The sequence below is a fragment of the Bacillus sp. JJ664 genome (assembly GCF_036962205.1).
GTDB lineage: Bacteria > Bacillota > Bacilli > Bacillales > Bacillaceae_G > Gottfriedia.
Genome location: NZ_JBALMS010000102.1, coordinates 1 through 25,540 on the forward strand (window position 1 = coordinate 1; position 25,540 = coordinate 25,540).

The 25,540-nt window shown below is 33.7% G+C and carries 29 protein-coding genes, 1 pseudogene and 1 other annotated feature; of the genes and pseudogenes, 2 read left to right on the forward strand and 28 right to left on the reverse strand.

Annotated elements, in window-relative coordinates; genetic code table 11:
- Positions 1-173: 173 nt before the first annotated feature.
- Entirely contained in the window at positions 174-617 is a 444-nt protein-coding gene (locus V7056_RS15570) for a carboxymuconolactone decarboxylase family protein (RefSeq protein WP_499703345.1), read from the reverse strand.
- Positions 618-833: 216 nt separating this feature from the next.
- Here V7056_RS15570 and V7056_RS15575 point away from each other — a divergent pair.
- Positions 834-1,269: pseudogene (locus V7056_RS15575) on the forward strand (RrF2 family transcriptional regulator).
- Between the two features lie 85 nt (positions 1,270-1,354).
- On the opposite strand, the gene V7056_RS15580 reads toward V7056_RS15575, so the two are convergent.
- The 23 genes from V7056_RS15580 to V7056_RS15690 form a co-directional block, all read right to left on the reverse strand.
- Positions 1,355-1,726, reverse strand: coding sequence for an iron chaperone (locus V7056_RS15580; RefSeq protein WP_499703346.1), 372 nt, complete (start codon positions 1,724-1,726; stop codon positions 1,355-1,357).
- A gap of 260 nt (positions 1,727-1,986) precedes the next feature.
- On the reverse strand, positions 1,987-2,388 hold the full coding sequence (locus tag V7056_RS15585) for a MaoC/PaaZ C-terminal domain-containing protein (RefSeq protein WP_499703347.1): 402 nt from the start codon (positions 2,386-2,388) through the stop codon (positions 1,987-1,989).
- Positions 2,385-2,834 carry a MaoC family dehydratase N-terminal domain-containing protein gene (locus V7056_RS15590; protein WP_499703348.1) on the reverse strand — a complete coding sequence of 150 codons (450 nt, stop codon included), beginning with the start codon at positions 2,832-2,834 and terminating at the stop codon, positions 2,385-2,387. The genes V7056_RS15585 and V7056_RS15590 overlap by 4 nt, the downstream gene beginning before the upstream one ends.
- A 24-nt stretch (positions 2,835-2,858) precedes the next feature.
- The gene (gene fabG, locus V7056_RS15595) at positions 2,859-3,617 is read right to left on the reverse strand and encodes a 3-oxoacyl-ACP reductase FabG (RefSeq protein WP_499703349.1); all 759 of its coding nucleotides are present in this window, start codon (positions 3,615-3,617) and stop codon (positions 2,859-2,861) included.
- A 22-nt stretch (positions 3,618-3,639) separates the two neighbouring features.
- Complete coding sequence (locus V7056_RS15600) at positions 3,640-4,818, reverse strand: acyl-CoA dehydrogenase family protein (protein WP_499703350.1); 1,179 nt, start codon at positions 4,816-4,818, stop codon at positions 3,640-3,642.
- 61 nt (positions 4,819-4,879) lie between these two features.
- A complete protein-coding gene (locus V7056_RS15605; protein ID WP_499703351.1) occupies positions 4,880-5,860 on the reverse strand; it encodes a quinone oxidoreductase family protein in 981 nt (326 codons plus the stop codon).
- A gap of 18 nt (positions 5,861-5,878) precedes the next feature.
- Positions 5,879-6,664: an enoyl-CoA hydratase/isomerase family protein gene (locus tag V7056_RS15610; protein WP_499703352.1), complete on the reverse strand. Its 786-nt coding sequence runs from the start codon at positions 6,662-6,664 to the stop codon at positions 5,879-5,881.
- Positions 6,665-6,669: 5 nt separating this feature from the next.
- A complete protein-coding gene (locus V7056_RS15615) occupies positions 6,670-7,752 on the reverse strand; it encodes a phosphotransferase family protein (protein WP_499703353.1) in 1,083 nt (360 codons plus the stop codon).
- A gap of 27 nt (positions 7,753-7,779) precedes the next feature.
- Positions 7,780-8,181 (reverse strand): acyl-CoA thioesterase, encoded by a 402-nt coding sequence (locus tag V7056_RS15620; RefSeq protein ID WP_499703354.1) that lies wholly within the window; start codon positions 8,179-8,181, stop codon positions 7,780-7,782.
- Between the two features lie 102 nt (positions 8,182-8,283).
- The gene (locus V7056_RS15625; protein ID WP_499703355.1) at positions 8,284-8,847 is read right to left on the reverse strand and encodes a TetR/AcrR family transcriptional regulator; all 564 of its coding nucleotides are present in this window, start codon (positions 8,845-8,847) and stop codon (positions 8,284-8,286) included.
- Between the two features lie 111 nt (positions 8,848-8,958).
- Positions 8,959-10,578, reverse strand: a complete 1,620-nt coding sequence (locus V7056_RS15630) for a long-chain-fatty-acid--CoA ligase (protein WP_499703356.1) — start codon at positions 10,576-10,578, stop codon at positions 8,959-8,961.
- Positions 10,579-10,631: 53 nt separating this feature from the next.
- The gene (locus tag V7056_RS15635) at positions 10,632-11,384 is read right to left on the reverse strand and encodes an SDR family NAD(P)-dependent oxidoreductase (RefSeq protein ID WP_499703357.1); all 753 of its coding nucleotides are present in this window, start codon (positions 11,382-11,384) and stop codon (positions 10,632-10,634) included.
- 19 nt (positions 11,385-11,403) lie between these two features.
- Positions 11,404-12,642 carry an acyl-CoA dehydrogenase gene (locus tag V7056_RS15640; protein WP_499703358.1) on the reverse strand — a complete coding sequence of 413 codons (1,239 nt, stop codon included), beginning with the start codon at positions 12,640-12,642 and terminating at the stop codon, positions 11,404-11,406.
- Positions 12,643-12,706: 64 nt separating this feature from the next.
- On the reverse strand, positions 12,707-13,459 hold the full coding sequence (locus V7056_RS15645) for a 2-phosphosulfolactate phosphatase (RefSeq protein WP_499703359.1): 753 nt from the start codon (positions 13,457-13,459) through the stop codon (positions 12,707-12,709).
- Positions 13,460-13,497: 38 nt separating this feature from the next.
- Positions 13,498-14,271, reverse strand: coding sequence for an SDR family oxidoreductase (locus V7056_RS15650; RefSeq protein ID WP_499703360.1), 774 nt, complete (start codon positions 14,269-14,271; stop codon positions 13,498-13,500).
- 290 nt (positions 14,272-14,561) lie between these two features.
- On the reverse strand, positions 14,562-15,221 hold the full coding sequence (locus tag V7056_RS15655) for an HAD family hydrolase (protein WP_499703361.1): 660 nt from the start codon (positions 15,219-15,221) through the stop codon (positions 14,562-14,564).
- Between the two features lie 22 nt (positions 15,222-15,243).
- Positions 15,244-16,071, reverse strand: coding sequence for a DUF2785 domain-containing protein (locus tag V7056_RS15660; RefSeq protein ID WP_499703362.1), 828 nt, complete (start codon positions 16,069-16,071; stop codon positions 15,244-15,246).
- Positions 16,072-16,197: 126 nt separating this feature from the next.
- Positions 16,198-16,740, reverse strand: coding sequence for a GNAT family N-acetyltransferase (locus V7056_RS15665; protein WP_499703363.1), 543 nt, complete (start codon positions 16,738-16,740; stop codon positions 16,198-16,200).
- A 442-nt stretch (positions 16,741-17,182) separates the two neighbouring features.
- The gene (locus V7056_RS15670; RefSeq protein WP_499703364.1) at positions 17,183-17,911 is read right to left on the reverse strand and encodes a polysaccharide deacetylase family protein; all 729 of its coding nucleotides are present in this window, start codon (positions 17,909-17,911) and stop codon (positions 17,183-17,185) included.
- A 274-nt stretch (positions 17,912-18,185) separates the two neighbouring features.
- On the reverse strand, positions 18,186-18,428 hold the full coding sequence (locus V7056_RS15675; protein ID WP_499703365.1) for a DNA alkylation repair protein: 243 nt from the start codon (positions 18,426-18,428) through the stop codon (positions 18,186-18,188).
- 60 nt (positions 18,429-18,488) lie between these two features.
- Positions 18,489-18,680 carry an NETI motif-containing protein gene (locus V7056_RS15680; protein WP_499703366.1) on the reverse strand — a complete coding sequence of 64 codons (192 nt, stop codon included), beginning with the start codon at positions 18,678-18,680 and terminating at the stop codon, positions 18,489-18,491.
- Positions 18,681-18,775: 95 nt separating this feature from the next.
- Positions 18,776-19,498: a Bax inhibitor-1/YccA family protein gene (locus V7056_RS15685; RefSeq protein ID WP_499703367.1), complete on the reverse strand. Its 723-nt coding sequence runs from the start codon at positions 19,496-19,498 to the stop codon at positions 18,776-18,778.
- A 127-nt stretch (positions 19,499-19,625) separates the two neighbouring features.
- Complete coding sequence (locus V7056_RS15690; protein WP_499703368.1) at positions 19,626-21,011, reverse strand: glycine--tRNA ligase; 1,386 nt, start codon at positions 21,009-21,011, stop codon at positions 19,626-19,628.
- Positions 21,012-21,095: 84 nt separating this feature from the next.
- Positions 21,096-21,275: a binding site (T-box leader), on the reverse strand.
- A gap of 218 nt (positions 21,276-21,493) precedes the next feature.
- Between V7056_RS15690 and V7056_RS15695 the strand changes: the two genes are divergently transcribed.
- Positions 21,494-21,922, forward strand: a complete 429-nt coding sequence (locus tag V7056_RS15695) for a hypothetical protein (RefSeq protein ID WP_499703369.1) — start codon at positions 21,494-21,496, stop codon at positions 21,920-21,922.
- 50 nt (positions 21,923-21,972) lie between these two features.
- On the opposite strand, the gene V7056_RS15700 is transcribed toward V7056_RS15695, so the two are convergent.
- From V7056_RS15700 to V7056_RS15715, 4 genes are all read right to left on the reverse strand, one after another.
- The gene (locus V7056_RS15700) at positions 21,973-22,680 is read right to left on the reverse strand and encodes an ABC transporter ATP-binding protein (RefSeq protein WP_087998254.1); all 708 of its coding nucleotides are present in this window, start codon (positions 22,678-22,680) and stop codon (positions 21,973-21,975) included.
- A 17-nt stretch (positions 22,681-22,697) separates the two neighbouring features.
- Positions 22,698-23,468, reverse strand: coding sequence for an ABC transporter ATP-binding protein (locus V7056_RS15705; RefSeq protein WP_499703370.1), 771 nt, complete (start codon positions 23,466-23,468; stop codon positions 22,698-22,700).
- A gap of 17 nt (positions 23,469-23,485) precedes the next feature.
- Positions 23,486-24,754 carry an ABC transporter permease subunit gene (locus V7056_RS15710; protein ID WP_499703371.1) on the reverse strand — a complete coding sequence of 423 codons (1,269 nt, stop codon included), beginning with the start codon at positions 24,752-24,754 and terminating at the stop codon, positions 23,486-23,488.
- A 9-nt stretch (positions 24,755-24,763) separates the two neighbouring features.
- On the reverse strand, positions 24,764-25,540 hold a 777-nt coding region (locus V7056_RS15715; RefSeq protein WP_499703372.1), incomplete at its 5' end, for a branched-chain amino acid ABC transporter permease.

Sequence of the window (25,540 nt, forward strand, 5' to 3'; positions counted from 1 at the left end):
TATCAATAGAATACAACTGCTTGTTCCTTTAAAAGTGAATACTTTCATAACGTTTTCTCTTGTTAAGAATCAACTTTTTACGTTTTATTTTGAATAAAAAAAGCATCCAATATTATATATGGACGCTTTTTATCTTCACTCGAACTCATTAGACTACTCGATGTAATTCATGATTATTCTGTTGTTGCTTTATTCCCCATTGCAATAGAGATTCTATTCCAACTATTAATTTGATTGATTAAAATTACAAGATTTACATATTCTTTTTCACTAAAGTGGTTTCGGATGCGATCATATAATCCTTCAGGTACACCTTTATTTGGGATTAATGTGACATGTTCTGTTAACTCAAGTGCTACTTTTTCTGAATCTGTGTAGAATGTGCAATCATTCCAAGCACTTATACAATATAATCGTTGCTCTGTTTCTCCCATTTTTCTTGCTTCAGTTGTATGCATGTTAATGCAATATGCACAACCATTTAGTTGAGAAGCACGAATTTTTACAAGTTCACGTAGTGTACGGTCAATACCTGAGGTTTTCGTATACTTTTCCATTTCCATCATAATGTTAATTGCTTCTGGTGCAAGACTATAGTAATCTACTCGTTTTTCCAATTAAATGACCCCCAAAAATTTAAATTAGTAGTAAAAGATAAAACGTCTAAAACATTAATTAGCGACAAAGTTAATCGCCGATTTATAATATCTATATTATGCTATTAATTTGATTATGTCAATCATCGTTTAACTGCCAAACTTAGTTGTTTGACAAAGAAATAAAACATATCTAAGATTAATTTATAGAATCTCATACATAAAGAAGGTGTCTAAATGCAGTATAGCGTTGGGGTTGAGTACGCACTTCACTGCCTCGTCTATTTAATTGATACTCCTGAAGATTCACCAATTGGAATAAAGGATTTATCATCTTTTCAAGGTGTTTCAGAAACGTATCTTTCAAAAATTTTTAGTAAATTATCTAAGGCTGGGATTGTCAGTTCAGTTCCTGGAGTGAAGGGTGGATTTAAACTTTCTAAATCTCCTGAAGAAATTTCATTTTGNNGATAATGGATATTTATATAGGGAAAAAGGCTGTACGCCAGGCACATCATGTACGATCAATTTAGTTATGCTTTCCGCAGAAGAGAAAATGCATGAATACTTACGTGAAAAAACACTTTCATGGTTAAACAAAGAGCTAGAGAATGTCATACCTAAGCAAGATCGCGAGGATACTCGGAAATATTTTTCTAAAAGTAACATATAAAAAAACCTCTCATGTAATTCCTAAACAAACTGGAATTTAGAGAGGTTTTTTATTTAAGTTTTTTCGTCTTTAAGAATCGAATAAATTATTTCCTCCAAAAAGTTGTACAATCTTTCTTATCTAAAATATTAAACTCAATCATTTTTTCAATTAAATTGTAATCGACTGAACTTCCCCACGGAATACGAACTAATTGCTTTGTGTGGTCATAGCCAGCTTGGACTATTTCATCAGAAAAGTGATTGATTCCTACCGTTTCAGGGGCAACAGCTAAATGTTGTTTAGATACGCTAAAGCCAATAATATATGTATCGTGATCGGTAAACATTGGTTGGTTCCATGCAATTTTAGGCATTAAGTTAGGAAATTTATTAATCACCCTAGTTAAAACTTCTTCTGTTCGGTCCCGATGAATTGGGTTCTCAATTTTTTCTAAATACTCTGTAAAAACTTCCATATCATTCACTCCTTTCATAAAAATAATTTTAAAAATGATATTCCTTCAAACTAATTCTATTAGAATGAAAAAACATCACTTAACTCTTATCTTAATCATATCCAACGACGTAAAACTGAGCAATTCTTTACAATTTATTTAACTTTTACAATTTATATTTTATAAAATTCCAACAAAAAAGAGATGCTTATTCATCTTAAGATAGCATCTCCAATTATTGATTCCCTTTTAACATCAAACAATTCCTAATTGATTTGATTCTAATATTGTTTAAATAGGATTGTTCCTTCAATAACCTTTTGATGTTTTTGGTTTGTCGCATTTACAGAAAAATGCATTCTATTACCGTCGTTTTCTATTAGAACTGCATTTAGTGTAATGATGTCCTGTAAAAAGACCATGTTTTTAAAACGGATTGTGTAATCTTCAATGAATCCAATTTCAATAAATTCTGAAAAAAGTTTTGATAAATTGCCCATAGTCCACATCCCATGAGCTATGATTCCAGGGAGACCTGCTTTTTTAGCTTCTTCATCAATCGTATGAATCGGGTTAAAATCACCGGATGCACCAGCATATTTAATTAAATCCATTCTTGAAACCGGCTCTAATTTGACTGCCTTAAGAGAGTCACCAGGCTTTAGTTCAGTTAAGATTGTCATACAGTTAGCACCTTCCTTACTTCTTCTGTAATGATGACAACTGCATTAGATTCAAATATAACTTGACCATTTACATCTTCTCCAACATCAGAAACAACTAAAAAGCCCATAAAGCCATGATTTCCCTTTTTTTCGTAATAATCTTTAATTTGGGTATAGCACGTAATTTTTTCTCCAACAAATAACGGTCGTTCATAATGAAATGACTGTTCTCCATGTATTAAACCAACGTTTGGTAAATGGAACTCTTCGATCGTTCCATAGTCAAATACTCTCGGAAAAGTAGGAGGAGCTATATTTTGTTTGTATCTAGATTTTTTTCCATATTCTATATCCACATAGATTGGTTGCAGATCTCCAATTGCTTCAGCAAACCTTTTGACTGCTCCTCGTTCAACCATATTTTCTACACCTTTTGAGCGTTTTCCGATAAAAGCTTTGAACATCACTGTCACCTCTTTCAATAGAATTTACGCTTTTGGTCCACCTGCTACATATAGTACCTGACCATTTACGTAAGAAGATTTTTCGTCCGCAAAAAATGCAACTGCATTTGCAATGTCTTCAGGCTTACCACTTCTACCAGCTGGAATTTGACTTAAACTTGCTTCTATTAATTGTTCAAATGAAATACCAATGCGACTAGCTGTCTCTCTTGTCATCTCCGTTTCAATAAATCCAGGAGCAACTGCATTTGTAGTAATTCCATATTTACCAAGCTCTATTGCTAGTGTTTTTGTTAGTCCTTGCAGTCCAGCTTTTGCTGTTGCGTAATTAGCTTGACCTCGATTTCCAAGCGCTGAAGTAGATGATATATTGATGATGCGACCATATTTTTGTTTAACCATGTACTCCTGGGCAGCGCGAACTACATTAAAAGAACCTTTCAAATGAACATCCATTACTGTATCCCAATCTGAATCTGTCATTTTAAATAATAAATTATCTCGAATCACGCCAGCATTATTTACAACGATATCAATTGATCCATAAGTATCAAAGACTTCTTTCATTGCTGTTTGAACTTCGCTTCCATCTACAACATTTGCTCGCTTTGTATAAATTTCGAACTGTTTAAATTCTTCGGCCGTTTGTTTTAACGCTTCATCATTTATATCAATGATTGCTACTTTTGCGCCTTCACTCGCAAATAATTCCACAATCGCTTTGCCAATTCCCCGACTTCCACCTGTTACAAATGCAACTTTCCCTTCAAATCTACTAGCCATACTTTATCCCTCCTTCATTTCATTAAACAAACTGTCCTACTTTCACATGACCTTTTAATAGATTTCTAGAGATGATTAAACGTTGGATTTCATCTGTTCCATCATAAATTCTCCATAATCTAGCTTCACGGTACCATCTTTCAATTGGCAATTCTCTCGTATAACCAATTCCCCCATGAATTTGAAGCACACGGTCTACAACCTTATTTCCCATATTTGAGCCATATAGTTTAGCGATTGATGCTAAATGGCGATTATCTTCACCTTGATCTAATGTAAATGCTGCATTTAAAACTAGCCATCTTGCAGCTTCAATCTCTACTGCTGAATCTGCAATTTGCCATTGAATTGCTTGGCGTTCAGCAATCGGTTTTCCGAATGTCTCTCTTTCCTTTGAGTAATCAATTGCCATTTGCAACAGTCGCTCAGCTGCACCAACTGCACGTGCACCAACTATCCATCTCGCAAAGCCAATCCATTCAAGACCTAGATTGTATCCTCCATTTAATTCACCTAAGATATTTTCCTCTGGTACACGCACATTATCAAAAACTAATCCCGCTGGTCCCCATTCGCCCATCGTATGAATGTATTCCGATTTCCAACCCATTTCACGATCTACAATAAAGCAAGTTACCCCACTTCGTCCTGCAGTTGCTTGATGTTTTTCTTTATCTGTTATGGCAATTACCATTACAAAATCAGCTTCATTCCCACCTGTAATAAACGTTTTTTCGCCATTTAAAATATATTCAGCACCATCTTTTACAGCAGTCATTTTAATATTTTGCGTATCTGAACCAGCATTTGGCTCTGTCATTGCAAAACATGATTTCTTTTCACCATTTATTGTTGGAATTAAGTACTTTTTCTTTTGTTCTTCATTTGCATAAAACAGGATATTATCTGCAAAACCTCCAAATGTAAATGGAACAAATGTTTTCGAAATTTCCATATAGACAATCGCTAACATCATTTGACCTAAGTCTGCTCCTCCATACTCTTCTGGTGTATTAATACCCCAAAATCCTGCTTGCTTTGCTTTTAATTGGAGCTCTTTAATGACTTCAGGAGATAAACTTGGGCGACCTTCTCTTTCATTACGTAATACTTCATTTTCTAGAGGAATTAATTCTTTTTCAACAAATTTGCGAATCGTTTTTTGAATCATTCTTTGTTCATCTGTTAAACGTAAATGCATTATCAATTTCCCCCGTTCCATTTGTTTTCAGATTCAATCATGTTTATCATCTTTAGAATATTTATTTTTTAGGCTCTAAAATAACCTTTCCAACTGTTTTTCTTGCTTGCATTAGTGTATGTACATTGGCTGCTTCGCTTAATGGGAATACTTCTCCAATTGTTACTTGAATTTTTCCTTCTGCTAAATACGTAAACAATTCTTTTAAACTATGATTTATTAATTCTACTCTTCTCATAAGTGGCGGTAAGAAGAAACCAATCACCGATTGATTTTTAGCCATTAAAGAAGAAGGATAAAACTTACTTTGTTGTCCACTAGCAACACCATAAATTACTAGTCTGCCAAAGTATGCTAAACATTTTAAAGTCTTATAAAACACATCTCCACCAGCCATCTCTAGTGCTACATCTACACCTTTACCATTTGTCGCTTCAAGCACTTTTTCTTCCCAACCATCTTCTGTGTAGTTGATTAGTACATCTGCACCCATTTCTTTCGCAAGTTGTAATTTCTCACTTGTACTAGCAGTTGCAATCACTTTTCCAGCACCAAATAATTTAGCCAGCTGAACTGCTAAAGTCCCTACACCACCGGCAGCTGCGTGAATGAGCACAGATTCACCAGGCTGAAGCATTCCCATTGTTCTCAAAATATGATACGCACTAAGTCCTTGAACTGGTAAAGCTGCTGCTACCTTAAAGTCTAATTCATCAGGAATAGGAATGATTGATCTTTCATCTGAAATTGCATACTCAGCATAACCACCAGACTCCATAATTGTCACAACACGGTCACCAGGTTTTACTTTCGTTACATTTTCGCCTACCTCCACAACAAAGCCAGCTACCTCTGCACCCGGAACATATGGCAAATTAGTTTTCACTACATATTGTCCTTCTCTCCTAGCTGTATCAGCATAATTGACAGCAGATGCATGAACTTCAATTAATACTTCTCTACCTTTTGGAACTGGTCTTTCTAATTCAACTCTTTCTAATACATCAGGACCACCGAATTGTTTAAATTGAATCGCTTTCATTTTAACTCCTCCAATAGTTTATTTCCCTGTAAAAACAGGCTTACGTTTCTCTTTAAATGCTAAGACCCCTTCTTGGTGATCTTCTGTTGCAATCATTAAAGTCTGAATCATTCTTTCCTTTTCAAGTGTTTCATCTAAAGTTGAAGTAAAGGATTGGTCGATTAATTTTTTCATCATGCCAAAGGCTTTACCTGGTCCACATGCTAATTTTTGCGCATATTTATTTGTTTCTTCTTCCAATTCTTTTGCGGGAACTAAAAAGTTAACGATGCCTAATTGAGCCATTCTTTCTGCTGAAACCGCTTCTCCGCTAAAGAAAAGTTGCTTAGCTAAATGAGGTCCAATTAGTTGAGGCAAAAAGTATGAGCCTCCACCGTCTGAAATAAGGCCGACTTGTGAGAAGCTTAAGGCAAATTTACTATCCTCAGATGCAATCATTAGATCACATGCAAGTGCTAAATTAAAACCTGCACCAGCTGCAAAACCGTGAATTGATGCAATAACTGGTTTATGTGAATCTTTAATAGCTTTTATGCATTCGTTTAATACGCCAATATGTTCATACACATCAGAGGCAGTCGTGTTTCCCATTGTTTTCACATCGCCACCTGCACAAAATGAACGACCGGCTCCTGAAATTACGATTACTTTAATGTCCGGATTATTCTCAGCTTCTAAAATAGAATCCGTGATTCCTGTTAACATTTCTAGATTAAAAGAATTTAAAGATTCAGGTCTATTTAATGTTAAAAATAAGATACGATCTTGTATGTCAGTTAATAAAGACTCGTTCATATGATTCATTCTCCTTATAGCGTATTTTGATTTGGAAACGTTACTTGATACCCCAACGTGATAAGTGACTTAGCAAACTGTTCAAATTTAGCAAAACGTTGATCTTTTGTTTGCCCCATTTTAAATCGATAATAAATTTGCTGGACAATGACAGCTAGTTTAAAATAAGCAAATGCAAGGTAAAAATGTATGTTGGAAACATCTCTTCCACTTTTTATAGCGTAGGATTCTATAAATTCTGCTCTTGTCATAAAACCTTCCTGAATTGTTACTGAAGGTTTACCAAGTCCATATTTCAACAAATCTGGATCATCTTTTTGTATCCAATAACTCATCGCAACACCTAAATCAGCAAGTGGATCACCAATCGTTGTCATTTCCCAATCAAACAAACCCACCATTTCTGATAAATCCTGATTAAACATTGAATTATTTAGCTTGTAATCATAATGGATAATTGCCGCGTCGTGATGAAGTGGCACATTTTTTTCAAGCCACTTCATTAATTGTTCGACTTCCAAAATATCACTTGTTTTCGCTCTGTTATATCTAGTAATCCACCCATAAACTTGTCGTTCCATGAAATTCGTTGGTTTACTGATTTCTAGTAAATTTGTTTTTTGATAATCAATCGAATGCAGCTCAACGAGATTTTCAACCATTACATTGGAGATTTTCCTACAATCTTCTTTTGTTACGTTTATATGGTCTGGAAATGCAGAATCAAAAACTTCACCTTTTTTCCTTTCCATCATAAAAAATGGACTACCAACAATTGTGTCGTTTTCTGAATATAGAATAGGTTTAGGAGCAATAGAATAATGTGGATGTATCTCTGATAAAATTCGAAATTCCCTGCTCATATCATGAGCTTTTGGAGCAACTGGACCAAGAGGCGGACGTCTAAGAACTGCTTCCCATTCTCCGACTTTCAATAAATAGGTAAGATTTGAATGACCCGCCGAAAACTGCCGAACACTTAATTGTTCATTAGGTAAATCATTTATATGTTGTTTTAAGAATTCCTGTAATACTGATAGGTTTAATTCCTCGCCTTTACGAATCTGTATTGTTTCAGATTCTACTCTCTCCGCCATCTTACTCCTCCTATGTATCTATTTTTATTATTTATCTTCTAAATGATTTTCTAATTGAGCTCGAAATAAGTCTGGTATATTTTCACTTCGTTGTTCCTTGAAATTAAAATAGACGATGATCGCATTTGCTTTTGCAATGAATACATTGGTTTCTTCACAAGTAATGTCATGCTCAAGCTGAAAGCTTTTACTTCCAATTTTGGAGATATAAGAAGAGATGACTAGTTTTTGATTAAAGTAGCCTTGACTAAGAAAATCACATTTCGTCGAAGCCAATATGAAATTCCAGTCTTGTAGATTCATTCCATATCCTAGTTGTTGAAAAAACTTGATCCGTGCTTCTTCCAAATAAATGAAGTAGCTCGTATTGTTTATGTGACCAAGTGCATCTGTTTCACAAAATCTAGTCGTGATTGTTAATTTTTCCATTTTATCCCTACTTTTTTATTAGTCTATGATTCAAAAAGGAAATACTAACTAGTCGGTATGTAATGAATGTAAGTAAAGTAGGAGAGATGAACTCCCCTACAACTAAACTTCTATACCTTTAAAAACCATTTCAGTAAAAATTTCTGCTAACTGATGATCGTCAATTGCCCCTTCAGGATTAAACCACTGATAGCTCCAATTCGTAATGCCTAAAATACCAAAGGTAACGATTGGTACATTTAAACTTGCTCTTAATTCACCGCTTGCTATTCCTTCATTTAACAGGTTTTCAATATTAAATCGATATTGATCCCTCTTTGGATTAATTTTATCCAAACTTTCAGGACTTAAATGTCGCATTTCCCTGAAAAATACTTTTGCACTTGCACCTTGTTTTTTGATATCTAGTATTGATAAATGTATAATACTAAACAACTTTTCTTTAAAGTTTTTTCTTTGATCATCTAGTATTTTCATTTGTTTCGTTAATAAATCATCAATATAACGAAGGTGAATTTCCATCAGAAGCTCCTCTTTACTAGAGAAGTAATAATAGAAAGTGCCTTTCGTTACGCCAATAGATTCGACGATATCCTGAATGGAAGTGACTGTAAATCCTTTTTTATCAAATAATTGAATTGAGTGTTCTGTAATTTTCTCTTTCATTGGAAATCCTCACAATCTAAAAAATATCACTTGAATTATACCATAATCTAATATCATGAAAATTCAAAAAACAGAATTTTCTTTACTTTTTAATCATGTCGAATACGTACATTATACTGTTTTAGAATTTTCGGTTTCCCTCAGTGCTCTACGTAATATTTTTCCAACATTTGTTTTTGGTAACTGATCTCTAAATTCAATCATTTTCGGTACTTTATATGATGAAAGATTACTTTGGCAATATTGGATGAGCTCATCCTCAGACGTAGTTTCACCTGCTTTTAATACTAAAACAGCTTTTACAGTTTCACCTCTATACGTATCAGGTACACCTATAACTACTGCTTCTTGTACACTTGGGTGTTCATATAAGATTTCTTCTATTTCTCGTGGATAAATATTATAGCCACTTGCAATAATCATGTCTTTTTTGCGGTCAACAATTGAAAGATACCCTTCATCATCAATGCGTGAAATATCGCCTGTAAATAACCATCCATCTTTTAACGTATGAGCTGTCTCCTCAGGCATATTCCAATATCCTTTCATGACTTGTGGACCTTTTACAATTAATTCTCCAACTTCACCTACTGGAACTTCCATCGTACCTGTTGCTAGGTCTACAATTTTATATTCAGTCGAAGGTAGTCCAAAACCAACAGTACCTGGTTTACGTTCTGCGAATGCAGGATTACAATGTGTGGTTGGCGATGCTTCTGATAATCCATAACCTTCCAATATTTTTGCGCCAGTTTTCTTTTCAAATTGATTAATCAATTCTATAGGCATTGGTGCACTTCCACTATTGCAAACTTTAATGCAGTCAATTCCATATTTTTCTGCATCTGGATGATTAATAATCGCAACATACATTGTAGGTACACCTGGAAATAACGTTGGTTGTTCATTTTTTATAGTTGTTAAAACCTCTATCACGTCAAAACGTGGAAGGATAATCATTTCATTTGCCATTAGAATTGAAAGATTCATACTAATGTTCATACCATACACATGAAAAAATGGTATAACCGATAAACTACGCTCCTTTGCAACCTCAATACTGCCTTTAAAAAATTCTTGTGATTGCATTATATTAGCTAATAAATTGCGGTGAGTAAGCATCACCCCTTTGGATCTCCCCGTCGTACCACCTGTATACTGAAGTACGGCTACGTCTTCCCTTGGATCAATCGAAACAGGTAAAACAATTCCATTTCCTTCAGTTAAAAAGTTTTCAAATGTTGTATGACTATCAAAACTTTCTTCTGTTGGGGTTAAATTGACTATAATAACCTTATGTAGCTTTGTTTCTGGTAAAATAGCCTTAACTAGAGGATAAAGACTTCCTAATACAATCATTGTTTCCGATTCAGAATCATTCAGCAGAGCTTTTAGTTCTCGTGCTACACTCATAGGATTTATTTGAGTTACGATTGCACCTGCAGATAAAATACCATAAAAAGAAATGACATATTGAGGACAATTTGGCAACATAATAGCTACTCGATCGCCTTTTTGGATACCGTTTTTCTGTAAAGAAGAGGCAAATGCCGTAACTGCATTTTGAACTTCATTAAATGACATTTTCTTATGATAGAACGTAATACTTGTATGATTAGGATAGTTTGAAACAGTATCTTGTAGGATTTGTGGAATTGTTTTGTCTGGAATTGTGATTTCTGGTGCGATATGCTGTGGATAGTGGGAATACCATATTTTATTCGAATTCATTTTATACCCTCCAATGTTATAAAAATCTATTCATTACATGAATCATGTAAACCTTAAAATATTAATCCCCCACCATCAACAGGAAGTGTAACGCCTGTTATAAAAGAGGCTTCATCAGATGCTAAAAATAACGCGACAGCTGCAACTTCATCTGGATTCCCGACTCTTCCAAGTGCATTTGCTTTAGAAATAATCGGCCATTTTCGTTCATCTTTTTTCCACATATCAATAATATTTGTATCAATTACACCTGGTGCTATAGCATTTACTCTAATTTGATACTTCCCATACTCTAAAGCGGCATTTTGTGTTAATAAAACAACCCCACCTTTAGAAGCATTATACGCACTGACTAGTTTTCTACCTTTTAAGCCTAGTAAACTTGAGGTATTAATGATGACGCCATTTCCTGATTTGATTAATTCAGGCACAGCATATTTTATGCCTAAAAAGACACTCTTTAAATTAATATCGATGACAGAATCCCATTCGTATTCCTCTAAATCTACACTCCGAACCTCAGAGTTACCAACACCTGCATTATTAAACAAAATATCAAGACCACCATATTGCTCAACAGTTACGCATATTAGGTTTTGAACACTATTTTTATCACTTACATCTGTATGAACAAAAATTGCATTCCCATTTTGCTCCCTTATCAGTTGAGCAGTTTCTTCTCCGGATAATTCATTTCGATCAGCTATGACAATCTTTGAACCTTCTTTTGCGAATCTGATAGCAGTAGATCGGCCGATTCCCCCACCACCACCAGTTATGATTGAGACTTTATCCTTTAATCTCATGTTTCATCACCTATCATCTCTATTTTTCAACCGAAACAAATTGATTTGATGTTTGATATTTTCGTAGTTCAAGTTTTGCTAGCTGTGCTCTGTGTACTTCATCTGGTCCATCAGCTAAACGTAATGTTCTTGCATTTGCCCATTGTGCTGCAAGTGTAAAGTCATTTGATACACCTGCTGCGCCAAAAGCTTGTATTGCATGATCAATCACCTTAAGGGCCATTGAAGGCGCGACTACTTTAATCATCGCAATCTCAGCCTTTGCGGCTTTATTGCCAACCGTGTCCATCATATATGCAGCCTTTAATGTTAGTAATCTAGCTTGCTCAATTTCAATTCTAGAGTTTGCAATCCATTCTTGAATCACACCTTGATTGGCAATTGGCTTTCCAAAAGCAACACGACTTTGAACACGCTTACATAATTCTTCAAGTGCTCGCTCAGCTGCACCAATCAATCTCATACAATGATGGATACGACCAGGACCTAATCGCCCTTGTGCAATTGCAAAGCCTTTACCTTCACCCCAAATCATATTACTTTTTGGTACTTTTACATTCGTGAAAGTAATTTCTGCATGGCCATGTGGCGCATGATCATATCCGAAAACTGGTAGCATTCTTTCAATCTTAACCCCTGGTGTGTTTAATGGAACCAGAATCATAGACTGCTGTTCATGTCGGTTTGCCCCTGGATTTGTTTTTCCCATTACGATCGCAATTTGACAACGCGGATCACCTGCTCCCGAAGACCACCATTTTCTCGCATTAATAATATAGTAATCACCTTCACTTTGAATACTCGCTTCAATATTAGTAGCATCAGATGAAGCAACATCAGGTTCAGTCATTGAAAAACAGGAACGAATCTCACCTGTCAGTAAAGGTGTTAGCCACATTTCTTTTTGCTCTTCTGTTCCATATCTTTCTAAAACTTCCATATTTCCAGTATCTGGAGCACTACAATTAAATACTTCTGGACCAATTAATGAGCGCCCCATAATTTCACATAGTGGCGCATATTCCAAATTTGTTAAACCTGCCCCGTACTTGCTTTCTGGTAGAAATAAATTCCAAAGCCCTTCTTGTTTAGCTTTAGCTTTTAGTTCTTCGATAATTGGAGGTACATCACTCCACCTTGTTTCTTGTTGATTCAATTGTTCTTCATATAACTGCTCATTTGGATAAACATACTGATCCATAAATGTTTTTAATCTAGTCTGAAGCTCTCGCACTTTTGATGAATATAAAAAATCCATTACCTCATCACTCCCGTACTAACTAGTTGGTATGTAGTTAATATTATTTTCTTGTTAACATTTATTAAAAAGTAGTTTTCTCAGATAGTTTCACATCCACTATCCTTTTTCCTTTTTCTAACATCGGTACTACATTAAAAATACTTTTTTGGTTAACAAAATGAAGTTCTTCCTCATAACCATAGTCCAGCATCATTTTACCAACTCTAGATTCTGCTAATATCTCAATCTCTTTTTCTTTCATACTTCTATAAAAATGTAATGCAGCTAAGGAAGCATCAGACATTTCTAATTGTATCGAATCACTTAAAAGGCAATCAATAAAATAACCCGCTCCATAAAAGTCTTCCAAATTAAAATGACCAAATGATCCTGCACAAACTAAAACAATCGTTTCACCATCATAAGTTTGACGAATATGATCTACTACTGATTTACTATTCAAAATCGAAGCCGCATATACTTTTTTTGCAGTCTGTGCATTTTTAAGTGCGATCGTTCCATTTGTAGTTGATAAAATGATTGTTTTTCCGTTTACTACATTTCTTAGCGCTAAAGGATTAGGCGAATGAAACCCGTCTAAAGTTGCACCATTATATTCTCCAATAAGAATCATCTCATTATTTTTAAATCCTTCTGAGATTTCTACTGCTTCTTTTCCATTTAATACTGGGATTACTTCTTTTGCACCAAATTCCAACGTGGCAGTGATTGTAGAGGTTGCTAGTAAAATATCGAAAATAACAACTATTTTATTATCACTTAGTTTTTGTTGATTCATTTCTTCTTTTTTCATTAATAAATGAATTTTTGTCATCTTTAAACTCCTTTTTTATAACAAGAAACATCAACACATTACATAACTGAAGAACCACCGTCTACCACTAAAATTGCTCCTGTCACAAAGTCTGAAGCTGGTGCAGCTAAAAATAGTGCAGCCCCTTTTAAATCATTTTCAGAACCGAACTTTCTCAAAGGTGTCCCCTCCAAGATTTCCTCACCACCATGTGCTAATACATCTTTTGACATTTTAGTAGGAAAGAAACCTGGAGCAATCGCATTTACATGAACCCCACGCGAGCCCCATTTTACTGCCAAATCTCTTGTTAAATTAACAACTGCTCCTTTACTTGCACTATAGCCAACTGCATCTAAATATTTTGGATTTGTACCTTGCAATCCTGCAACTGATGCAATATTGATGATTTTCCCACTGTTTTGTTCAAGCATGATTTTTCCAACTGCTTGAGACATAATAAATGTCCCAGTCACATTTACATTTAATACTTTATGCCAAGCCTCTAACGGCATATCTTCAGCAGGCGCACCCCAAGAAGCACCACTATTATTGACTAATATATCAATTCTGCCAAATTTTTCTTTCGTTTGATTGACTACATTTTGAACATCTTCAGGGTTTGTTACATCACATCTAATAGCAAGTGAATCAACACCTATGCTTTTTAATTCTTCACTTACTTCTTTACAAGCATTTTCATTCCTAGAACACAAAACAACGTTTGCACCTGCTTCAGCGAATCCTTTTGCAATCTGTTCTCCAAGACCTCTACCACCACCAGTCACAATTGCCACTTTACCAGTTAAGTCAAACAATTCTTTTACATGCATTCCGATATCCTCCTAAATACGAAATAAAAAACGCTAAAGTAAGATTGTCTATGGATCAATGTTGTAAAAATAAAACATACATCAAGATACTAACCAGTCGGTATGTTATAAATATATCATACAAAATATATTCTGAATATTCAATAAGATAATCTGTATTTCTATGATAAATACAATTAATATACTTATATTCAAATGAGAGACATTCCATACTAAATGCTAAAAAACCATTTCTAATACATAGAAATGGCTTTAGTGTGTAATCAAACTTAGTAGAAATAGTGTTTATATTATTCTTTCAAAGATAGATGATTGATGACATCTTCAAGCGACTTTTCAGCCATTGAAGATAGACGAAGACTATAATCTTCAAAAACTAAATTAGCTGTCACACTGTTTGGAACGATTACGCAATGTAAACCAGCCTTACGAGCTGCTAGTAAACCATTTAGTGAATCCTCAAATGCAATTGCTTCTGTTGCTTTTATACCTAATGCTTCTATTGCTTTCAAATAAAGCTCTGGATCTGGCTTGATGTCCAATACGTCTTCTTTTGTTTTAATCACTTCAAAATAATCGTAAATATTCAATTGCTTTAGAAAACCTTCAACCCATGCTCGAGAAGAGCTAGATGCCAATCCAATTTTTAGTCCAGCTTGTTTTGCCGCTATTAAATAGTCTTCAACACTTTCTCTTAACACAGGATCTCCTAATTTTACCTGTACTAACTCCGAGACTTTACTTTCTAAACTTTCTCTATCAAATGGTTTTGAACACTTTTCTTCAATATACGAAAATAGTACATCATCATGCGTACCAACGACTTCTGAGAATTTTTCAAGTGTTAATTGGATCTCATAATCTACCAAAACTTCTTTATATGATTCAAACCACACAGATTCTGTATCGATGATTAGACCATCAAAGTCAAAAATAATTGCTTTAATCACCTGTTTTCCCCCCTTTAAATCCTTAACGATACCTATTTAGTTTTAACAAAGTATTAGTTAATGTTTCCTTCCATGCTTCATCGCGAGTATCAACTCTAAAATATAGACTACGTAAAAAATGCTTTGCATTTATTTTTATAAAGTAGTCAGTCATATAATCACCAGTTTTGTTAACATACTGGAACTGTTCAACCCACTTACATATTTCTTCACTAGTTAATACATTACGTTTTAAAATTGAATAAACTGCTGTTACTAATCTTTCATCTTCTTCACAATCAAACACATTTTGAGATTCCATCGCTCTAAATAAGATCAGTTCTAATATTGTTCTTACATCATTTTCGTTTAAATCCTTACATTTGGCAAGTTCATCTAAGCAATCTGCTAAATGAGCTACTGAATGAGCCCAACCTTTTTCTTCGACATAACCACGGACATCCTTTTCACTTTTCGCAAATAAAAATATTTTCTCTTTTACAGGTTCTAACTCTTCTATTGGAATGAATTGTTTTTCATTATGCTTCAGTATAATAACCGCTATGATTAATACAGAAAATGCTCTCGTAAAAACTGAATCAGTATTCGTTTCACCTATGCCGAACAGTAAATGTTCCTCATCTATACTAATCTGTAAAAATTCTCTTAATTCGACGGCCGTAAATACATCATTTCTAATCCACTTAGAAAACGTTGAATAAATTAAATCGTCTCGTAAATATGGATTAACAGAACCAATATGATGTAACATTTGTTTTGCAATTTCATAATGACTTTGGTTTTTTGAAATCATATAACCATTTTTTCGTATATTTTCAAGTTCCTCTATTAAATATTGTTCATTTTTCATATTGATTACCTTTTTATCCTTACTTCTTATTTTTTATATAAAGTAATCGAATCAATTCATTTTCACATTGTTATATGATTTAAGAATTTGAAATGAATCATTCCATACTACTTTTCAATTAAACATTTATTTTTCCCAATCCGTTTTCAGTAATGAATAGACAAATACATTATGTGATTCTTCATTTTGATAAATATAACCCCTTAAAAGTCCTTCTTTTTGAAAGCCTAATTTTTCAATTACTTTCATAGACGCAATATTCTCGGGGAAAATCACTGCTCCGATACGGAATAATGAAAGCGTCTCAAAGCAATATGTTATGACTTCATTAATGGCTTCTGACATAATACCATTCCCCCAAAAAGTTGGAAGTAAATCATAACCGATTTCTGTTCTCTTACTTGAAAGTAATAAATTATTTAATCCAATCGTCCCAATCAAATGATTTGTTTCCTTATCAAGGATCCCCCAGCGCAAACCTTGTTTATTTTCAAACCTAATTCTGAAAGATTCAATCATCACTTTTGCTTGTGATTCATTTGTAAAAGGACTCATCCCATAATATTTCGTAACATCTTCATTAGAGAAAATTTGATATATTACATCAAGGTGTTTGGATTCAATTTCTATTAGCATTAAACGGCTTGTTTCTAAAATTGGAAAAGTCATCAAATCACTCCTTATTTTTAAAACTTCATGTAATTTTGTTGAAAATTCTTAAACACATCCACTCCATGCTGGTTTATCTCTAGTGTGGGATGTATAATCTGCTAATCGCATTCGGTTCTGTCGGCGTTCAATCATTCAATCTCGATCTTAGCAAAACATGTTCCGAAATAAATGATCATATTTCTGTATATATGTTAAATTTTACCATACACTTGTGAATATTAGTTATTTTCAATAAATTCAGCAAAAAAAAAGACGATTACAAAAGTAATCGCGTCAATTTGACGTCAAGGTAAACATAAACAACTAAGAGATTCAGAATGATTGAAAACGCTTATCTTTCGATGTGCAGTCTGAAGAGGAGCAGAGTTACCTCAAACGGTAATGAGCACCACAAGCAGGCGAATCAACGAAGAAAGTGAGTGTTTGGCAGGCAGTCTAATTAGTCCACTATTTTAGCAAACTCATCTATTGTTGTTGAGTACTTAATATAAATGCGTGGTAATAAATAGTTTTCGTCTTTCTTTCCTGTTTCTACGTAAAGTTCTGGGATCGTTGTAATTCCATATGTATAGTACTTTTTAGTTTCTTCAATTACTTTTTTATCGTACAAACTATAAGGATAAGCTAAAGCTATGACAGGTTTATTCGTAATGGCATGTATTTTCTTTTTCGATTCATTTAATTCATACTCATAATTCGTTATTTTTGTTAAATTTGGATGGGTTGCAGTATGTGATTGAACTGAAAACATACCCGAATCAACCATCTTTTTCAAGTCTGTCTTCGACAACCTATTTGACCAATCAATATAATCAGAAATCACAAAAAGTGTTCCAGTTGGTTTAAACTGATCATCCTTTAATTTTTGAAAAGTTGAAAACGCATTCAAATTATTTTTATAACCGTCATCAAACGTAATGAAAATCGGTTTCTTTACTTTATTCCGATCCTTCCAATCTTCAAAAGTTAATAAAGTGAAACCATGTTGTTTTAAATACAACATTTGTTTTTCAAATTCTTTAGGATGTACGTAAAGATCCTCAACACCATGCCCCGTAAATTCATCTATTGAATGATAAATCAGGATTGGTATTTTTTTCTGAGCAAAAACCTTTGAAGGCTGACAAGTAATGATTAGTAATAATAACAATAGTAAAATCTTTTTCATAATATTCCTCTCTCTTCAATTCATTATGATTATTATTCCTAAAATACAAAAATCTATTAGATTATTTGAAAGAATGCGGAGTGATTCAGATTTGATTTTTGGTAAAGTGTTTTACATTAATAAGTTATATTAACTGGGTATGAGATCGTTAATCACAAGACTTAGTATTAAGATTACCTCTCCTATATTTCTACATAAGAAAAGACATTGAAGTGTTATTCAATGTCTTCGTTCATTATACTTTTCAATTTTATAAAATTAGGAGATTAAATTACTACATTGATTCCGCAGCTTTTTCAAATAATACACTTTGTTCAATGACACCACATGCACCACATTGAACTAAGTAATCTGGCCCTTTATAAGGGACATAAAATGGGTCTAACCCACCTGAGATATACTCTTCTTGTTCAATATCACCACTTTGTGCATTTAATTTTACTGCTTTTGGGTGTTGTTCGATTAAATAAAATCTCGTTTTATTTGTTTTACAGCGTGGACATGCTAATTTAGACATATTTTCACCTCATTTATTCATATAAGGTTACTTTTCCATAATTTTACTAATATTATTCATTTATTTATTTAACTTTCCTTCAAATACGATTTTTCTACCTGAAGGTTCGATTTCCATTTTTCCATTAATCATTTGTTCTGAAAAAATTGGGACTTCCATTCTTTTAATTGGTGTATACCCTTCTGTTTCCATTCTCTTTAAACAATCATTAATTGTTTCATTTTCTAATACTTCAAATTTTTTCTTACTCATTGTATAGCCCTACTTTCTAACCTAATTTCTTACTATAAATCCTATGTAGAAAAAACCTTACTTCCATTTGAGAGTAAGGTTTTTAGCTAAATATGTTAATTTCTAAGTCTTGATAGAAATCTTAACGCTTCAACATAAATCCAAATGACAGTAACTAATAGACCAAATGCACAATACCATTCAAAATGTTTAGGTGCACCATGTTTTATACTAGATGTGATTAAATCAAAGTCTAAAAATAGATTAAGTGATGCAATGATTAAGATTGCTAAACTTACAATTAAGCCAATCGTACCAGATTGATGCATAAATGGAACTGGTACATGGAATAGTTGTAGAATCATTGTTAGTAAGTAAAATATTAATACGCCAAAAGTTAAACCAATTACGATGGATCTAAAACGATGTGTTACCTTCACAATGCCAGTTGCGTAGCAAATTAATGTACCAGCAATAATTGCAATTGTTAATAATGCAGCCTGTAAAACAATCATTCCGTAAGTTGCTTCATATACTGCTGAAATATTCCCTATTAATATCCCTTCAACAGCAGCATATATTGGTGTTGTAATTGGAGCAATTCTTGGTGAAAAGCTTGTTACTAAACCGATGATAAAAGCAAAAATTAAACAACCAATAAACACCTTCGTACTTAATGTACCCGTTACTGTTAAATAATAAGAATATCCAGCAGTAGCGATTAGCATGATTAAAGCAATTAATGCTTTGCGAATCGTTCCACCCATTGTCATCGCTTTTTCTGAATGCCTAGCCTTTGTTAATTGTTCAGAATTTAAGATCGGATTCGAACTCCTCATCGAAATTCCTCCTTGTTTTTTATACATTGATTTTACCATTTTTAGTATCTTAATGAAAATTTAAACAAGCTTTATTAAAATATATGAAAAAAGATGTCCAAAAGGACACCTATTTTCTAAAAAAGTATTAAAACTTAACTTTATTTGCTAAGAATGATTGAAGTTCACTAATCGCCACACGTGTTTGTTCCATTGTATCGCGATCACGAACTGTTACTTTTCCATCCTCAATTGACTCAAAATCGTAAGTGATACAGAATGGTGTACCAATTTCATCTTGACGACGGTAACGTTTACCAATTGAACCAGTTTCATCGAAATCTACATTGAAATCTTCAGCTAATGCTGCAAATACTTCTTGTGCGTTTTCAGATAATTTTTTTGATAAAGGTAAAATAGCCGCTTTATATGGCGCTAATGCCGGATGTAATCTCATAACTGTACGAGAAGTTCCATCTTCTAATGCTTCTTCTTCATAAGCATCAATTAAAAATGCTAAAGTAACACGGTCAGCACCTAATGATGGCTCGATACAATAAGGAACATATTTTTCATTTGTAATTGCATCATGGTACGTAAAATCTTCAGTTGAAAACTCCATATGTTGTTTTAAATCATAGTCTGTACGAGATGCTACACCCCATAGCTCGCCCCAACCAAATGGGAATTTGTATTCAAAGTCAGTTGTAGCATTACTATAATGTGATAATTCATCTTCATTATGGTCTCTTAAACGAAGATTATCTTCTTTCATACCTAATGATAATAACCACTTATTAGCAGTTTCTTTCCAATACGTAAACCACTCAAGTTCTTCACCTGGCTTACAGAAGAATTCAAGTTCCATTTGTTCAAATTCACGAGTACGGAACGTGAAATTTCCTGGCGTAATTTCGTTACGGAAACTTTTACCGATTTGAGCAATACCAAATGGTACTTTCTTTCTCATCGTACGCTGAACATTTTTAAAGTTTACGAAAATACCTTGTGCTGTTTCTGGACGTAAGAAAATTTCATTTGTACTTGATTCAGTAACGCCTTGGAAAGTTTTAAACATTAAATTAAATTGACGAATATCAGTAAAATCATGACTTCCGCAATCTGGACAAGCAATGTTATGTTCTTGAATTAATTTAGCCATTTCAGTAAAAGGTAGCCCATCAACGATAATTTCCATACCTTTTTCATCAAGTGCATTTTCGATTAATTTATCGGCACGATGACGAGCCTTACAATTTTTACAATCAATCATTGGATCATTAAAATTACCAATATGACCAGAAGCTTCCCAAGTACGTGGGTTCATTAAGATTGCAGCATCTAAACCAACATTATACGGGCTTTGCTGAACAAATTTTTTCCACCAAGCTTTTTTAACATTGTTTTTTAATTCAATACCTAATGGACCATAATCCCATGTATTTGCTAATCCACCATAAATTTCTGAACCTGGAAAAACAAATCCACGATGCTTTGCATGACTTACAATGACTTCCATTGACTTTTCTGACATTTTTTTTGCCTCCATTTTTCATTCGATTCTATTTGAAAATGCAAGAATGAAAATAAAAAAGCTCCCATCCTTAGGCATTTTCTGCCTAGGGACGAGAGCTGTATATGCACCCGCGGTTCCACCCTAGTTGACAATTTTAGAAATTGTCCACTTTCAAACATAACTCAAGAATGCCTTTCACTAAAGGTTTTGATTGAGCTTCCACCGTCCTCAATTCGCTATGCAAATATTGCTTTAGTTACTTCTTTCCTTCAACGTTATAACTTATGTAATAATAATATGGTCTTAGTTTATCAAAGTGACAACTATTCCGTCAAACATTATTATTATCTTTTCTTAATCAAATAATACCAAGAATTTTTTGAATATTTAACGGGTATCATTCATGTAAAGATAATATCTTTACAGTATTCTGATTAATTGGTATGATAGAAAAGTTGTTTTAAAAATATACCTATTTTCTGAAGAAGGGAGTGCTAGTTTTGAGTAGCAGCATATTTTTTAAGAAAAAGAAACGATCAGCAGTATTGCTTGATAAACATCATTCCATTCGTTTATTAAAAACGAACAAAAAACGAATCGTAAATAAGAGAAATAATATAATAAAAGGATTCGAACAAATTTTAGTTAAAGAATTAAACGATGAAATGATTTCAACTTCAAATAGTACGGTAAATGAAATTTCTGAACAAAAAGGAAATATCACGATTGAAAAACTTCCAGTAACATTTCTTCTAAAGCTTGGAAAAGAGTTTTTCTCAGATTTAGAAGCAGTGAAGTACTATTATAATAGCAACCAAGAAAACTATTATAAAAATCGTAGTTTACTAGAAGAAACATTACAATCTTCTATTAATCAATCATCAGTAGATGTTCAAGCGAAAATTGCGGAATTTATTGCTAACAAATAATCATCAAAAAAAGTGCCATTTGTAATGATTACAAATGGCACTTTCTTTATTTAAGCTAAGTAAGCTTTCTTAATTTCTTCGTTATTCATTAATGTTTTACCTTCACCAACCATTTGTATTTCTCCTGTTTGAATTACATATCCACGATGTGCAATTTGTAAAGCTTGGTAGGCGTTTTGTTCAACTAATAAAATTGTCATCCCTTGCTTGTTTAATTGCTCGATGATCTCAAATATTTGTTCAACAATGATTGGTGCAAGCCCCATTGATGGTTCATCTAGCATTAACAATGACGGCCCCATCATTAATGCTCTACCGATTGCAAGCATTTGTTGTTCTCCACCACTCATCGTACCACCCTTTTGGTTAATACGTTCTTTCAGTCTTGGAAAATAATCAAACGCCATTTCCATTCTGGCAGCTATTAATTTTTTATCTTTCACTGAGAAAGCACCCATTTCTAAATTTTCTTTTACAGTCAATTTAGAAAAGATTCTTCTTCCTTCAGGTACGTGCGCAATCCCCTTCAAGGCAATTTCATGAGATTGTAGTTTTACAATATTCTCACCTTTATAAATTAGCTCTCCAGTTTTTGGTTTCACTTGACCACTTATTGTTTTTAGAGTAGTAGATTTTCCAGCACCATTACTTCCAATTAACGTAACGATTTCACCTTCATTTACATCAATATTAATATTTTTCAGTGCTTGAATACCACCGTAAAAAGAGTTAATTTCTTTTAATTGTAATAGCGTCATTTTTTTTACTCCTTTCACTATGCAGTAGTCACTGCACTTTTTCCAAGATATGCTTCGATTACTTTTTGGTTATTTCTAATTTCTAGTGGTTTTCCTTCTGCAATCTTTTCACCATGATCTAGAACGAAAAGATATTCAGAAATTTCCATTACTAGCTTCATATCATGCTCGATCAGAACGATCGTTAAATTTAAATCATCACGCATTTGATAAATTAAATCTGTTAGCTCTTTCGTTTCTTTCGGATTCATACCAGCAGCTGGTTCGTCTAAAAGTAAAATACTTGGCTTTGATGCTAATGCACGTGCGATTTCTAAACGTCTTTGTGCACCATAAGAAAGACTAGAAGATTCTTCATTATATACATCGCTAAGACCAACGTATTCTAACCATTTATAAGCTTCTTTCATTGCAGCCTTTTCAGCTTTTTTATAGCTAGGTAAATGGAATAGTGTTGAAATTACACCGTATTTTAAGTGTTGATGCATTCCCACCATCACGTTTTCTAATGCAGTCATACTACTAAAAAGTCGAATATTTTGAAACGTACGTGCAATCCCCTTTTTAGACACTGCGTGAGGCTTCAAACCAACTAAGCTCTCTTCTCCTAAGAGAATTTCTCCACTTGTTGGTGTATATACACCCGTAATCATATTAAAAAATGTCGTTTTTCCTGCTCCATTTGGTCCGATTACCGCGGTAATTGAACCTTTTTGAATTTCGATATTTACATTATTAACAGCCGTTAATCCACCGAAACTTTTTGTTAAATTATTTGTTTTTAACATTATGTTTGCCTCCTCTCCTAAACTGAAACTGAACGTTGGTTTTCATCTACAACAGTTTGATCTACTACATCTTCTTTTGGCACAACCTTATTTCTAGCAGGCAATAAACCTTGTGGCCTAAAGATTGCGACTAAAATTAAGATTAAACCGAAAATCATTCGTTGCATTTTTGAAGGAGAAAGTGCCGATGGAATATTTAGAACACCATCTAACGTTAATTGATTTAAATAATTCGTTACCTCTGTTAAAACTTGTAAGTTAAGGATCGTAACAAGTGAAGCTCCTAAAATGACACCTGGTACACTACCCATTCCTCCAAGAATTACCATAACTAGAATTGTAATTGACTCTAGTAATGTAAAGTTTGTTGGATCAATGAACATTTGTTTTGCTGCGAATACAACACCCATCATTCCAGAAAACGATGCACCGATAGCAAACGCAATTAATTTTGTTCTAACTAAGTGAATACCTGAAGCTTGTGCAGCAATTTCATTTTCACGAACTGCTTGCCATGAACGTCCAAGCTTAGAATCTTGCAATCTTGTAACACCCATAATAACTACTGCAAGAACGACCAATACGACATAATAGAATTGACTTGAATCACTAATAACGTAACCAAATATTGTTGGTGATGGAATAGAAGAAATACCTTGAGCTCCACCTGTAATATTTACCGGTTTATCTAAGTTATTAAATACGATACGAATAATTTCACCAAACCCAAGTGTAACGATTGCTAAATAATCCCCTTTTACACGAAGTACTGGAATTCCTAATAATACGCCTGCAATCGCTGCGATAATCCCACCAATAATGATGAAAACCCAAAATGAATTACCAGTGAAAGGCAAGAAATCTAATTTTAAGAAATTCGATACTTGATTTGTTGAAAAAATAGCATAAGTATAAGATCCAATCGCAAAAAATGCTACGAATCCTAAATCCAATAATCCAGCAAGTCCAACTACTACATTTAGTCCAAGTGCCATGGCTACATAAATTCCTACTAGCGTCGCAACACCCATATATGATTCAAATGCAGAGCCTTGTGAGGCTGCAAATGGCATCACAAGTGTAAGAATTAGAATGGCTAGGCTCCATTTCAGTTTTACTGGAAAGTTCGTTTTATATAATAGAAATAGTGAAAATAAGATTAATAAAAAAGCAGTTACTGATTCTTGTAAAAGGAACAGACCTAATACTGTTACAACGATATAGGAAGTTAAGAATATTGCTTGTAGCTTATTCGACTGTTTTACTTGTGCAAATAAATTATTCATACGATCCACCTACACTTTCTCTGCCACTGGTTTACCGAATAAACCTTCTGGCTTAAAGATTAGGACTAGAATTAAAATACCAAATGCAAATACATCTTTATACTCTGAAGGGAAAATACCGTGTGTGATGGTTGATAAATTTGCCGCTGCAAACATTTCAATAATACCAATTAAAAATCCGCCGACCATTGCACCACGAATATTTCCAATTCCACCTAATACAGCTGCTGTAAATGCTTTTAACCCTAAAATAAATCCGATATAAGGATCGATTGTGTTGTACTGTAAAGCAAAAAGAACACCTGTTGCCCCACCTAATGCAGAGCCAAGGAAAAATGTTAAAGAGATAACTTTATTAACATTTACTGACATTAATGATGCAGTTTCACGGTCTTGTGCTACTGCACGCATTGCTGTTCCCCATTTTGTTTTATTGATGAAGTAATCTAATGAAATCATCATTACAACTGCAACAACAAGGATAATGATCGATGCTGATTTTATTTGGGCATTTCCAAATGAAGATAAGATAGAACTAGTTTTTAATTGATGTTGTCCAGCAAATAGCGATGGACCAGTAATAATGTAATTTCCTTCTTTTAATTCAGCAATAAAACGAACGATATCTTGTAATAAGAATGAAATACCGATTGCTGTAATTAATGTAATTAGTTTTGGTGCTTTACGTAATGGTCGATATGCCACACGCTCGATTCCCATACCGAGGAAACCTGTTAATACAGAAGCAATAATTAAAACAATTGCTAATAATAATATAGCTGGTAA